Annotated in this window: 11 protein-coding genes; 5 read left to right on the forward strand and 6 right to left on the reverse strand. The window is 44.3% G+C overall.

Going from position 1 to position 13,284, the window contains the following annotated elements; all coding sequences use genetic code 11:
• Together VF500_RS31025 and VF500_RS31030 are read left to right on the forward strand one after the other, a co-directional pair.
• The coding region (locus VF500_RS31025) for a M56 family metallopeptidase (RefSeq protein ID WP_330863365.1) at nucleotides 1-1,764 on the forward strand (1,764 nt) is incomplete at its 5' end.
• A 107-nt stretch (nucleotides 1,765-1,871) separates the two neighbouring features.
• Nucleotides 1,872-4,310, forward strand: a complete 2,439-nt coding sequence (locus tag VF500_RS31030; protein WP_330863366.1) for a TonB-dependent receptor domain-containing protein — start codon at nucleotides 1,872-1,874, stop codon at nucleotides 4,308-4,310.
• A 243-nt stretch (nucleotides 4,311-4,553) separates the two neighbouring features.
• Here the strand turns inward: VF500_RS31030 and VF500_RS31035 are convergent, their stop codons facing one another.
• From VF500_RS31035 to VF500_RS31050, 4 genes are all read right to left on the reverse strand, one after another.
• Nucleotides 4,554-5,003 (reverse strand): SRPBCC domain-containing protein, encoded by a 450-nt coding sequence (locus VF500_RS31035; RefSeq protein WP_330863367.1) that lies wholly within the window; start codon nucleotides 5,001-5,003, stop codon nucleotides 4,554-4,556.
• Nucleotides 5,000-5,326 carry a metalloregulator ArsR/SmtB family transcription factor gene (locus VF500_RS31040; protein WP_330863368.1) on the reverse strand — a complete coding sequence of 109 codons (327 nt, stop codon included), beginning with the start codon at nucleotides 5,324-5,326 and terminating at the stop codon, nucleotides 5,000-5,002. The genes VF500_RS31035 and VF500_RS31040 overlap by 4 nt, the downstream gene beginning before the upstream one ends.
• The gene (locus VF500_RS31045) at nucleotides 5,307-5,756 is read right to left on the reverse strand and encodes an SRPBCC domain-containing protein (RefSeq protein WP_330863369.1); all 450 of its coding nucleotides are present in this window, start codon (nucleotides 5,754-5,756) and stop codon (nucleotides 5,307-5,309) included. The genes VF500_RS31040 and VF500_RS31045 overlap by 20 nt, the downstream gene beginning before the upstream one ends.
• 141 nt (nucleotides 5,757-5,897) lie before the next feature.
• A complete protein-coding gene (locus VF500_RS31050; protein ID WP_330863370.1) occupies nucleotides 5,898-6,956 on the reverse strand; it encodes an SDR family oxidoreductase in 1,059 nt (352 codons plus the stop codon).
• A 97-nt stretch (nucleotides 6,957-7,053) separates the two neighbouring features.
• On the opposite strand from VF500_RS31050, the gene VF500_RS31055 reads away from it, so the two are divergent.
• From VF500_RS31055 to VF500_RS31065, 3 genes are all read left to right on the forward strand, one after another.
• Complete coding sequence (locus VF500_RS31055; RefSeq protein ID WP_330863371.1) at nucleotides 7,054-7,845, forward strand: AraC family transcriptional regulator; 792 nt, start codon at nucleotides 7,054-7,056, stop codon at nucleotides 7,843-7,845.
• Nucleotides 7,846-8,054: 209 nt separating this feature from the next.
• Complete coding sequence (locus tag VF500_RS31060; protein WP_330863372.1) at nucleotides 8,055-10,493, forward strand: TonB-dependent receptor; 2,439 nt, start codon at nucleotides 8,055-8,057, stop codon at nucleotides 10,491-10,493.
• Nucleotides 10,494-10,549: 56 nt separating this feature from the next.
• Complete coding sequence (locus tag VF500_RS31065; protein ID WP_330863373.1) at nucleotides 10,550-11,794, forward strand: PepSY-associated TM helix domain-containing protein; 1,245 nt, start codon at nucleotides 10,550-10,552, stop codon at nucleotides 11,792-11,794.
• A 119-nt stretch (nucleotides 11,795-11,913) separates the two neighbouring features.
• Here the strand turns inward: VF500_RS31065 and VF500_RS31070 are convergent, their stop codons facing one another.
• Nucleotides 11,914-13,044, reverse strand: coding sequence for a zinc finger domain-containing protein (locus tag VF500_RS31070; protein WP_330863374.1), 1,131 nt, complete (start codon nucleotides 13,042-13,044; stop codon nucleotides 11,914-11,916).
• 32 nt (nucleotides 13,045-13,076) lie between these two features.
• The coding region (locus VF500_RS31075) for a DUF4339 domain-containing protein (RefSeq protein ID WP_330863375.1) at nucleotides 13,077-13,284 on the reverse strand (208 nt) is incomplete at its 5' end.

The following is a 13,284-nucleotide window of genomic DNA, read 5'->3' on the forward strand; positions in this document are numbered from 1 at the left end:
TTATTGATGACAGCATTTGTGATTTTTGCCTGTACGGTTGCGTTTTCATTCATCCACGAGGTCACGCTGGAACAAACAACGCCGTCGATGATAGCCGGCGGGCAGGTTATTATTGCTGAAAATGCGGCGTTAGTACCTCAGGCTATTCCAAAAACTAATGATTATCAAGCCGTATTGCGTTTTTTGAATGCTCACTCCGGCAGTATTGTATTCGTATGGTTTTTGGTGGTGATGGCGCGCGTATTGCAATTGCTCACGGGTTTGCATAGCTTGTATTACCTGCGCCGGCGTCAGGTTTTGGCCGTAAGCGAGGCCTGGGAAAACCGGGTGAAACAATTAGCTTTACAATTAGGCATTAAACAATTGGTAGGTATAGCCGAATCGGGGATAGCCAAAGTGCCCATGGTAATTGGGCATTTAAAACCTTTGATCCTGATTCCGGCGGGGCTCATTACCGCTATGCCTCCTGATGCGATAGAGGCTATCCTAATACACGAGTTGGCCCACATCCGCCGCCGCGATTATATCATGAATTTGCTGGTGAGTATGATGGAGATCGTTTTCTTCTTTAATCCGGCTGTGCTTTGGATTGCCTCGCTCATCCGCGCAGAACGCGAAAACTGCTGCGACGATATTGCTGTTGCCCATACTGGTAGCAAAGTAAATTATATCAAGGCTTTGGTGGCATGTCAGGAATATCAATTGACTGCTCCTGCTTATGCAATGGCCTTAGCCGGTCGTAAAGATCATTTGATGGGGCGCGTAAAACGGATGCTTTCCAATAATAACCAGTCGTTAAATGTGATGGAGCGTTCATTGCTGGCTGTTTGCCTGGCAACTGCAATATTGCTTACCGCCGCCTTTTCCAATGCGGATAAAATAAGCAAGCTGGTTACCAAAGTGACGCATGCAAGTAAAAATGTGCCGGAGCCCCTCGAGCAAACCGAACCGCATCCTGTAAAACCTAAATCGGTTGATAAAACGGCGAGGACAGGTTTGATGGTGCCGGTGGATACTACCTTTAAAGTCAAACCGGATACCTCTAAATTCAGGATCTACAGCCCCGATGAAGTGGGCGACCATACATCGATGTCATTGCTCAATGGCAGCGTCCAAACCCGCCTGGTTAAAGTTGATGGTGTGTTATACCAGCTTAACTTTGTCAATGACCATATCAGCTCATTGCAGGTTAACGGCAAAACGGTACCAGCTAATGAATATCCAGCTTATCTTTCAGTTATTGACCAGGCAATGCTGCGCCCTGTGCCTGTTGCGCCCGTTGCACAAACTGCCCGGGTTGCCCGACAACCTGATCCAATAACACCTATAAAACAACCGGGTGTTGGCCTTACCCCAATGAAAACATCTTTAGGTAGTTTAAAAACAAATTTGGGCGGCATCCAACCATCGCCGGGTGCTTACAGTAATAGCGCAAAAGCATATAATGCAGCTGCGGCTAAATATACCCCCGCCGACTCATACCATGAAACCTATAAGGACTATTTCGATGATACTAACCGAAAGAAACTAACCGCTGAGCTCATTACCGAAGGGATTATTCATAACAGCGACGAATTGGTTTCGTTTAAACTGAGTGATACGGAGTTTATTGTTAATGGTAAAAAAATGCCGGATGATATTTACCAGAAATTCAGGAAAACATACGTAAAAGCACCCGGAAAAGGACAACTGGGCAACTGGTCATGGATGTATAATTTCGATGTTCAAAAAGACTCAACGCAGGCAGTACAACATCCACAATAATCATCAAACTAAATATCGACTATAATCAATTGTGCCCAAAAGCATGAACAGGATAACTATTGAAAAAAATAAACAGCTAATCGGCATTTAACCCTCAACCATACAATATGATGAAAATAAAAATAGTGGTTTTTTTTGCCGCCTGGATAACTATTGCCTCAAATGTTGCAAATGCACAAACCATGCTCAGCCTTAGCGGCAAGGTGATTGGGGCCGATAATAAGCCTTTGGACGGCGCTGCTGTTTACCTGCTCAAAGGTCAGGATTCTGTATTGGTTAAAACGGCGCTTGCTGAAGCTTCGGGCTTGTACAGTTTCCGGGTAAAACCGGGCGCTTACCGCTTATCAGTTAGTATGATGGGTTACCAAGCATATAAATCAGGGTTGCTGCAATTGGAGCAGGATAAAGTATTGGAGCCGGTAGTTTTACAGGCCTCGGGTACGGCACTTAAAGAGGTTAGTGTGATTGCCCAACGGCCATTTGTACAGCAAAAAATAGACAGGACTATCATCAGCCCTGAAGCACTTATCAGCAATGCTGGAAGCACCGCTCTTGAGGTATTGGAAAAAGCACCAGGTGTTATCGTGGATCAAAACGGCGCGATAAGCTTAAAAGGGAAAGGGGTAACCATTTTTATTGATGATAAGCCTACCTATCTTTCAGGCGCCGACCTGGAGAGTTATCTTCGCTCGTTAACCTCAGCGGCTATAGATCAGATCGAGTTAATGCCCAACCCGCCTGCCAAATATGATGCCGCCGGTAATGGAGGAGTGATCAATATTCGCACTAAAAAAAATAAAGTGAAGGGCTTTAACGGGAGTATTAATCTTAACTATACACAGGGGCGTTATGCTAAAACCAATAACAGCCTAAACTTCAATTATCGCAATAACCGGATCAACATCTTCGGTAATTTGAGTTACAATAAAGGGAACGGTTTCAGTGATCTGGATATCAACCGCCACTTTGAAGACGCCACCGGCGCAATTACCTCTAACTTTATCCAAAACTCCTTCATCAGGCGCAAAAGCGATAACTATTTTGCAAAAATTGGTGCTGATTATTATATCTCCGACAAAAGCACCTTCGGTATCAACCTTACCGGTATCTATAATCCATACAGCACCAAAACCCTGGTAACCAGTCAATTTTCAAATGCAGTTAACCAGCCCGATTCTACCATTATCGCGCACAATCAGGAACATGGTACATTTAAAAATGGGGGTGCTAATATTAACTATCGTCATCAATACGACAAGAACGGCCATGAGTTTTCTGCAGACCTTGATTACCTTAACTACTACACTAATAACAATCAGCTTTTCAATAACAGCAGCTACCTGCCGGATGGTACACTGATAGGTAACGATATCCTGACGGGAATGCTGCCGGCGCATATCAACATCTATTCGGCGAAGGCAGATTATGATCATCCGCTTAAAAATGGAATCAAGCTATCGGCCGGATTAAAATCAAGCTATACTCATACCGATAATATTGCCGATTACTTTTATACTATCGCCGGTACCATGACGCCCGATTACGGCAAAACCAATCATTTTATCTATAAGGAAAATATCAACGCAGCTTATGTTAACGCAACCAGAGACTATAAACAACTTTCCATCCAGGCCGGGCTTAGGGTAGAGAATACTATATCCAACGGGCACCAGCTGGGGAATGTGCAGCGGCCGGATTCGTCCTTCAAGCGTAATTACACCAACCTGTTCCCAACTGTTTACCTGCAATACAAATTGGATACCAGCAGCCGGAACCAGTTAAGCCTGAACTATGGCCGCCGTATTGAACGTCCTTATTACCAGGACCTCAACCCGTTCCTTTCGCCGCTTGATAAGTTTACCTATTACACTGGCAACCCTTTTTTACGGCCTACATTTACCGATAATTTTGAACTATCGCATACCTATAAAAACAGGTTTACTACAACTTTAAGCTACAGCAGATCGAATGATGATGTGGAGGAAACCATTGAAATTGTAGATGGTATTTATTACAGCCGACCGGGTAATATCGGCAGGTATACCGTTAAAACGCTTTCTTTTGATGCTACGTTTGATCCGGCCAAATGGTTTAATTTCCATATTTCCGGGCGGGTATCACAGATCCATTCTGTAAGCGATTTTTACACAGGCTTGCTGGATACCAAAGGCACTTACTTCTTTTTCAGACCGATACTCACCTTTAAACTGGGCAACGACTGGACTACACAGCTTGACGGTGGTTACCAAAGCAAAATTACCAGTGCTCAGTTTGTGTTAGGCAGCAGGGGTAAGGTAAATGCAGCCGTTTCCAAAAAGCTTTCGGCAAAAACAACGCTGAAGCTGGTTGTAAATGATATTTTCTACACTTTTAAAAACACAGGCGTTATCACCCACCTCAGCCAAACCCGGGCCGACTGGCGTAACCTTGGCGATACCCGTACTGGTGTATTGTCGCTCAGCTACCGCTTTGGTAAAACCATATCCGGCCAGCGCCAGCATGATGCTAATGGAGCAGAGAGTGAACAGAACAGGGTAAAGAACTAATACAAAGAGGCTCTGCCCACCATGCTTCGACAAATTCCCAGTGATATAATTAAAAAAAACTGTCATCCTGAGGCACGAAGGATCTTCTTCAACAAGCATGACCACTATACAGGGCGAAGAAGATGCTTCGTGCCTCAGCATGACAAAGGGGCAAATGTCATTTTTTTCCTTCAAAGGCATTGGATTGCACCTGCTCAACATGACAAATAGAATTTAGACGGACTTTAAACTCAACCCATCCCCCTAACTTTCCTTTGGATTAGGCTCACCTTTACCCGTGGTGATCAGGTTGTACAAACTTCCGGTGATATAGCCCGTCCATGCGTTTGAACAAACCTCATAACATTCATGCTGCGGAACCAAACCCTGGTGTGTGAAACGGACCTGTGTTTTATCGCCTTGTTCAGAAATATCGAAGATTACTTTGGTACCTTTCCATTCGGTTTGGTCTTGAGTAAAACTAAAATAGTTGTCGAGCACAAGCCAAACTACCTTTTGGTTGGGGATGACTTCTGTTAATTTAATGGTGCAGCGGTGAAGGTCGCGGGCCTTGTAGGTAAACTCATCGTTGAGTTTTTCGGTGCCGCCTTTTACTTCTTCCGACCACCATCCACGGACATTATTGATAGCGTCAAAGGCCTCTTTGGGCGATTTGTCTACCGCTATGGTTACGGTTAAATCCTGATCTTTCATTTCTTATTCATTTTATCGTTCATTAAAGCCCCCAGTTTGTCCAGTTTATCACCCCAGAACTTATCATAGTAGGCTAACCATTCATTAAGTTCTTTAAAGCCATCCTGTTTTAAAACACAATGCCTTTCCCTGCCGATATCCTGGATAGAGATAAAGCCGGCGTTGTAAAGCACTTTGATATGCTTTGAAACGGCCGGGCGGCTCATATCAAAGTTTTCGGCCAGCGAATTAATCGTACTGCTATCTTTCGAAAGCAGGTGCAGTATCTGCCTCCTGCTCGGATCGGCAATTACCTGGAATACATCAAGCCTGTGCTGTTCCATCTTTTTCTGCGTTTATAACCTGCAGCATTTTGTTGATGAGTACCAACCATCCCTTTTCCATTGAGTTAAACATCAACGGATTTACAGAGTCTGCAAAATCACGGTGGATCAGTAAAAGCTCAGTGCCGTTGTCTTTTTCAGTTAGCATCCAGTTTACTGTCGAATTGCTCAATTCACCATTACCCGGCCCAAATTTCCATGAATAGGAGAGCTCTTTAAATGGGACTACTTCCAGGATCTTACAATAAAAGATACCGTCGAAATCCATTTCGGGCATCGGTTTAGCCCTTAGCTCAAATTCGTGGCCAGGTATAGGCTTCAGATCGCCGGGCATGAGCCATTGTGTTATCAATTCCTGATTGGTAAGAAATTCCCAAACCACTTCTGGTGGGTGAGGATAAAATAATTGGTGCTGAATAATTTTCGCCATGATAGGTAACTTTTAAGTTACTCAAATGTATATGTAACTTGTGAGTTACGCAAATTTATTTTCATTTTTTTTCATCACTACTTATCGCACGTTATTAATCCGATAGGGATTATCCCTTTAAAACTTCGGGGGAGTCGTAATTCAGGGTATGATCTTTTTTACCCTGAGTTCATTAAACAAGTTATAGAACATCTGTTCGGTATCAATAAATTCATGGAAACCCATGCGCCTTACCTTGGTGCCATCGGCAAAAAAATCGTAATCCCATGAAAATACAAAGTCGCCGAAAGCCCATGATGATAGCTGTTGGTAGCTATGCGGTGCAAGGTTGTGTTTTTCCCGGATAGCATTCCATTGAGGTTCTTTGTCGGCCATAACAGTTTGCAATGGCATTTGAAGTGGCGGCGCAACTTCCATTTTAAAGTAGGCAGCAATTTTAGGCCACAGCTCGTTCCATCTAAATAAATCACCATTGTTGATGTTGAATGCCCGGTTAGCGGCCTGTGGGGTAGTGGCGGCCCATACGGTAGCTTTAGCCAATAAGCCGGCATCCGTCATTTCCATCAATTTATCATAAGCGCCAGGTTTACCCGGAAAACGAAGCGGAAGGCCAAGCTCTTTTGAAATGGTAGCATAAACTGCTATCGTCAGGGCCAAATTCATTGGGTTGCCTACGGCTGTACCGCCGACTACTGATGGACGAATGGCCGACCATGACCATTTTTTACCTTGCTGCTGCTTTTTCAGGAAAATTTGCTGGTCTACATTAAATTCGGGCGGCATGTGCCCTGCGTCAGTTTCCTTTGCGGGTGTTTTGAATGGGCCAAGGTGTGCGCCATATACCTTATATCCTTGCATCAGGCTGATGTGCTGTAGGTTGTGGGCAATGGGCTCAACGGTCGAAACAACGTTCATCAGCATTGCGAGGTTAGGTTGCACCAGTTCGGCCCATGTGGGTTTGTCTTGATAGGCCGCGTAAAAGATGTGTGTAACATCAGTTAAAATACTGAGTTTTTGCCTATAGTCGTTTTCATCCAGCAGATCCACTGCTATGTAGCGGATATTCCTTTTGTTTGATCCGCCGCGGCGGGATAATGCTATAATGTTCCAATTATTAAGTTTCTCAATGTGATTTACCAAATTAGTGCCTATCACGCCATTAGCGCCAACAACAAGTGCCGTATTCTTTTCAGTTTTCATTTTGTATGTTTTGATAACAAATATTTGTTGAACAAAATTGGGTAAAAGCTGTATGTCGATATTGTAATTATCTGTGATAATATGGTATATTTCCGCTATGGAGCGTTACCGGCAATTTGAACCTGTGCTGATCTCTGATTTTGAGACGGAAAAGTGGCCTCATCCTGAACATAATCATAACCATTATGAATTGATCTATATCAAAAAAGGGGCAGGTGAGCATATAATAAACGGGTTAACTGTTAGTTACCAAGCCGGTGACGTGTTTTTACTGGGGCCGGAAGAATCTCATTATTTTGAGATAGATGAGCCCACGCGGTTTATCTACCTGAAGTTTACCGATCTGTATATTCATCAAGCCGGAGACAAGACCAGCAATGGCGTCCAAAATCTTGAATACCTCATCAAAAGCAGGGAGACCCATTTGTCGGGCTTTGCATTGAATAACGCCGACAGGTACACTGTAGAAATGATCTTCAATGTAATAGTTTCGTTAAAGCATGATATGTTTTTAAATGAGCAGCTTATTTGGACGCAGATCATTGCGTTATCGGCCGTTTTGCAACGAAATATGCCCGAGTTAAAGAAGCCTGCTAACGGCAGTAAAGATATGCAGGCCATCTTTTGTTATATCCATAAACACATTTACGAACCCAGGCTGCTTAAATTACCGGTGATGGCTGCCAACTTTAATATTGCCGGCGAATATATGGGGCCTTATTTTAAAAGGAATGCCGGTGTTACCCTACGCGATTATATCCGGGATTATCGCAATGAATTGATTAAACAACGAATAGCCAGTGGTAGGTATAATCTTAAACAAATAGCCGCCGAGTTTGGATTAACAGACGGAAGTTATTTAAGTAAAATTGTTCGTAAGGCTTTGTAAATCTGTTCAATGTAGATCGAATTCTTAATTTTATTTGGACTGATTCTAAATAAGTTGTTTCTTTGCGCTAAACCCTGTTAGCAATGAACATCAACGTACCCCCCTGACGGTTCCTATAAAACAAAAAATCCCGATGCTCCGTCGCCAAACTTTACATCGGGTTAATGTTAACCGATCCTTTTAATCCATTAATCATTTCACTCAAATTTATGAAATCTGTTTTACTCTGCAGTAAACGGTCAAACTTTACTTCGCTATTATTTCAACATTTTTACTTTCTTCTAATCATCCTTTCTTTTTCGGTCTTCACCGCTAAGGCTGATGATGGTGCAACCGGTAGCATAAAAGGTAAAGTTACCACTGCCGATGGCCAGCCAGCCGTTGGCATTACCGTCGCGTTAAAAAATACAACTTATGGTTCCCTTACCGATGCTGACGGCCGTTATGTTATCGCTAAGATCAAACCCGGCAGCTATACTATCCGCGTATCTGCTGTAGGCCTCGCACCCGAAGAAAAATCGGTAACCGTAGCTTCCGGCAGCACTCAAATTCTTGATTTTATGCTGAAGGAAAATGCCAGCCTATTGAAAGAAGTAGCTATTACCGGCGCTAAAAGCCGTTATAAGGCCGATGTACCTTCCAATTCAATGCGCCTTAATGAGCCCTTACTGGAAGCGCCGCAAAACATCCAGGTAATTACCTCACAAACCCTTTCCGATCAGCAGGTGATCTCCATGGGCGATGGCGTTATTCGCAATGTAAGCGGTGCTACCCGTTTGGAACACTGGGGCGATCTGTATACCCGTGTAAATATGCGCGGCAGCCGTGCGGCGGCATTTCGTAATGGTATGAACGTAACCTCAAACTGGGGACCTCTTAGCGAAGATATGAGTTTTGTTGAGCGTATTGAGTTTGTAAAAGGCCCGGCCGGCTTTATGATGAGTAACGGCGAACCAAGCGGTATTTACAACGTGGTTACCAAAAAGCCTACCGGTAGGGATTTTAACGGCGAGGCCACCATGACCATGGGCAGCTATGACCTGTACCGCGCCACTTTAGATCTGGATGGCAAAGCCACTAAATCGGGCAGCCTATCATATCGCTTAAACCTGATGGATCAAACTAAAAACTCATTTCGCAATTATGAGTTTAACGATCGTTTTAGCATAGCCCCGGTACTTACCTGGAAAGTTGATGATAAAACCTCGCTTACTTTTGAATACACCTATCAGCACGCCAAATTATCAAACCTTGGCTCATACTATGTATTTGCAACCCAGGGCTACGCAGTAAAACCTCGCGATTTTACCATAACTGAGCCCGGCATAGCGCCTACTTATGTAAAAGATAACAGCGCCTTTATTTATCTCAACCACCAGATAGATGAGCATTGGAAACTAACCGGGCAGCTGGGGTATTTCAACTACCAGCAGCAGGGCAGCTCTGGCTGGGTGAATAGCGTAAAGGCCAATGGCGATCTTATCAGAAGCATATCCATCTGGGATGCCTCAAATGTGATGAAATTTGGCCAGGTATTTTTGAATGGCGATGTGCAAACAGGTGCGGTACGTCACCGGATATTGGGCGGGCTTGATCTCGGCAACAAACAATACATTGCCGATTGGGGACAAGGTGGCGCTATTGATAGTGAAGCTAAACCATTTAACATCAACAACCCGGTTTATAATCAGCCTGCTTTGGGTTTACCGGTATTTGACAGATCGAAACCCTTGGCACAACGCGGTGCGGGCAATCTTTCAAGCCAGTCATACACCGGTGTATACGGACAGGACGAACTGGGCTTTCTCGATAATGCATTGCGTGTAACCGTTGCTGGTCGTTATACTTATGTAAAAGAGATCAATTACCTTGCCGGTCGTAATCAGAAAAAATTTACCCCACGTTTTGGTGTAAGCGTAAATATCGACAGGCAAACATCTGTTTATGGCTTGTTTGACCAATCATTTGTGCCGCAAAGCGCATTAATCCGTGATGGCAGCCTGCCAAAACCTATCACAGGTAACAACCTGGAAGCCGGTATTAAACGCGATTGGTTTGATGGCAGCTGGAGCACAACCTTATCAGCATATCGTATCCTTAAAAACAACACCCTTACTGCCGATCCTGATAACAAAGGCTCAGAAGGCTTTGTTATAGATGTGGGCCAAACCAAAACCCAGGGTATTGAATTTGACACCCGCGGACAGATCTTCAGCGGCCTTTCATTAGTAGCCAACTATGCCTATACCGATTCAAAGATCTCTAAAACCGGTGGCGCTGCCAACCTGCCTGCTACGGCTGTTGTTGGTGCAAAAGTGCCTGGCTACGCCAAGCATAATATCAATGCTTCATTAACTTATACCATACAAAGCGGTTCCCTTAAAAACAGCGGAATTTATGCCGGTGCAACCTACCAGGGCGACCGTACCACCTGGACATGGAACGCCAGCAGCGGACAATTGCAGCTACCTGATTATTACAAATTTGATGGCGGCGTGTTTTGGGGGAAAGACCACATCAAGATAAGCGCTAACGTGTACAACCTGCTTGATAAGTACCTGTACAGCGGTGCCGCCTATGCCACTTATTATTACTGGCAGGCAGAAGCCGGGCGTAACTATCGCCTTGGCATCAGCTATCGTTTCTAAAAAAACAATTTATCCACTTGCAGGCCGGGATCCCGGCCTGCCTTTTTTAGTTCAATATGCTTAAAACTGCTACTCCGGCCCGTGCCGTTAAACCAAAAAGGAAAGGCGATTCGTTGTTTAAAAGGATATCTGCATGGCTGCATTTGTGGCTGGGGCTTTTTTCAGGAATTATTGTGGTGATTGTAAGTATCACAGGCGCTATTTATGTTTTTGAAAAAGAGATCCGCAGTGCAACTGAGCCGTGGACACATGTACAGCCGCAAAATCAAAAAATGCTGCCGCCATCTGCCTTAACGGATATCGCTGTTAAAGCAGTACCGGGGATGAAGCCTACAGCACTAAACTACGGTTTGCCCGATCAGTCGGCTGCTGCGGTGTCTTACAGTCGTAAAACGGGCTTGCTTATAACTGTTTTTGTGGATCCCTATAACGGGCGTATTCTGAAAAAAACAACCACCGACTTTGTAGGTAGCAAAGGTGAATTTGACTTTTTTAGGTTTATACTGCACGGTCATCGCGCGTTGTGGTTGCCATATCCTATCGGCCGCCCCATTATTGGAGTTGCTATATTGATATTTGTGGTTTTATTACTATCCGGCCTGGTATTATGGTGGCCCAAAAAGTGGACTAAAGCCACGCGCGATAAAAGCTTCAAAGTAAAATGGAATGCCAGTTTCAAAAGGGTTAATTATGACCTGCATAATGTTTTTGGTTTTTATAGTATGCTGTTGTTGCTCATCATCGCTTTAACCGGCCTGGTGTGGAGTTTTCAGTGGGTTAGCAAATCGGTATATTGGGCTACATCCGGCGGGAAATCATTAACCGAAGAAGATGCTATGGTTTCAGATACCACCACAAAGCTTTCATTCAATATGGCTTCTGTTGATAAACTCTGGAATCAAATTGCCACAGAGGACAAGCCCGAAGGATTTTACATCAACCTGCCCCGCCAAAAGGCTGATCTGCTTGAAGTGATCGCATACCTGCGTTCGGGTACTTATTACAAAACCAATATCTACAATTTTGACCAGTATACGCTTAAGCCTATCAAATCGGCAGGGGCGTACTCCGGGCGTTATGCAGATGCCGGTGCTGCCGATAAATTGCGCAGGATGAATTACGATATTCATGTTGGCGCTATACTGGGCATCTCCGGCAAAGTGATAGCGTTTTTTCTGGCCATGGTATCTGCCAGTTTGCCTATTACCGGGTTTTATATCTGGTGGGGAAAGCGTAATAAAAAGCCTGCTGTGAAGCCACAGAGGCTTAAAAAGGTTGATAAGGAGTTGGTTACTCAATAGGAATCGTCATTGCGAGGTACGAAGCAATCGCGAACTATACAGAGCGGCTCTGCTTATAGGGGATTGCTTCGTACCTCGCAATGACGATTTTTTTATATGAGCGTTTTTTTAATCAATAATCAACCGTTAGGATGCGCATTCTGATACAAAATCACTCCCGTTACTATCAAAACAATTAAAAGCAACACCGCAAGTATGATCTTCATAGCGCTTACAGGCCGCTGACCAATAACTTCGCCGGTGCTGGCGTTAACTGTAAACTGATAAACCTTGTTGTTATAGTTATAAGCACTTACCCAAACCGGCAGCATCAAGTATTTTATAGCTTTATCAAGGTATTGGGTATCCGTGCTGTCTATCCTTTGCTCATCGCCGCCAATGTCGTCTCTTATTGCCGAGTTTATTTCTCCAACGGTTTGCTCGGCTGTTTTTACAAAACCCTGCTCAGGATCTAACTGGTAGGTTTCGGAACGGAAGCCGCTCATGTAGCGTTCATCAAACTTTACCAGCATGTCAAAGTTCCAGGGGCCAAGTTTATCAAGTGTTTTCTCAGGCAACGATTTACTGGCCGGTACCATCAGATCGCGGAAATCGCATTCTACCCTTCCCGAAGCATATGACCAATCGGTATGGCGTACCTGCCTGGTCCTGGTTTGCGTTTTACCGTCGACCGTTTCAGTATAGGTTTCGGTGGTGTAATAATAATCCCCGCGCTCGCCGCTGTAATCAGTTACGGTATAGGTATCGTAGGTCCAGTGAGGCAGGTAAACACCTTTTAATGCTGATGAACTGTCGCTTACTTTTTTAGCCAGGTCATTTGGTGCCCACCACAAGCTTTTAAGCCACTTTTTGAAAAACTCAACGCCCTGTTGTTGGGTGACGGCAAAGGGCAAAATATAATGGGGCGGTACATATTGCTGCCCGCTTTCCAGGTCCAACACGAGGGGTGCAGTACAAAACGGGCATTTATCTGAGGTTACAAACTGATCAAGAATAGTTTGTGAACCGCAATTTTTACAATTTACTACCTTCAGATCGGCGCTTTGTTTCGTGTTATCGATCCCGGCAACAAACTCCTCATAATCATAAGGTGAAATGTCGCGACTATCGGGGGCGCTTTCAATAACATTGCTCACGCCGCAATAATCGCACAGCAAATTATGAGTGCCGGGATTAAAGTGTAATAACGCTCCGCAGCCCGAACAATTTAATGAATTGTTTATAGCCGATGGATTAGCCTGGTTGTTCATTTCAGAAATATAGATTTAGGAATAGTTGCAGATCAGGCTATCGGTGGCGGTACGTTATTAAAAAGTTCGGCTATTTCTTCAACTGATGAGGCAGCGGCCCATGCAGCCATACCTTTTTTCCAGATCATGCTCTCCCTGCTTAATGTTCCACTGCTAACCATGGCATTGATGTCGTCGATCGAGTGTGGCCCGTCAGATTTTCCGTCTTTTACAATATGATATTGAATACCAGGCAGGGGA

The organism is Mucilaginibacter sp., assembly GCF_036383575.1.
In the GTDB taxonomy this organism is placed as follows: Bacteria; Bacteroidota; Bacteroidia; order Sphingobacteriales; family Sphingobacteriaceae; genus Mucilaginibacter.

Bases quoted from the DNA above. Each gene is read 5' to 3' on its own strand.
- VF500_RS31030 (WP_330863366.1), top strand. From the start codon at position 1,872: ATGATGAAAATAAAAATAGTGGTTTTTTTTGCCGCCTGGATAACTATT.
- VF500_RS31035 (WP_330863367.1), bottom strand. From the start codon at position 5,003: ATGAAAGATCAGGATTTAACCGTAACCATAGCGGTAGACAAATCGCCC.
- VF500_RS31040 (WP_330863368.1), bottom strand. From the start codon at position 5,326: ATGGAACAGCACAGGCTTGATGTATTCCAGGTAATTGCCGATCCGAGC.
- VF500_RS31045 (WP_330863369.1), bottom strand. From the start codon at position 5,756: ATGGCGAAAATTATTCAGCACCAATTATTTTATCCTCACCCACCAGAA.
- VF500_RS31050 (WP_330863370.1), bottom strand. From the start codon at position 6,956: ATGAAAACTGAAAAGAATACGGCACTTGTTGTTGGCGCTAATGGCGTG.
- VF500_RS31055 (WP_330863371.1), top strand. From the start codon at position 7,054: ATGGAGCGTTACCGGCAATTTGAACCTGTGCTGATCTCTGATTTTGAG.
- VF500_RS31060 (WP_330863372.1), top strand. From the start codon at position 8,055: ATGAAATCTGTTTTACTCTGCAGTAAACGGTCAAACTTTACTTCGCTA.
- VF500_RS31065 (WP_330863373.1), top strand. From the start codon at position 10,550: ATGCTTAAAACTGCTACTCCGGCCCGTGCCGTTAAACCAAAAAGGAAA.
- VF500_RS31070 (WP_330863374.1), bottom strand. From the start codon at position 13,044: ATGAACAACCAGGCTAATCCATCGGCTATAAACAATTCATTAAATTGT.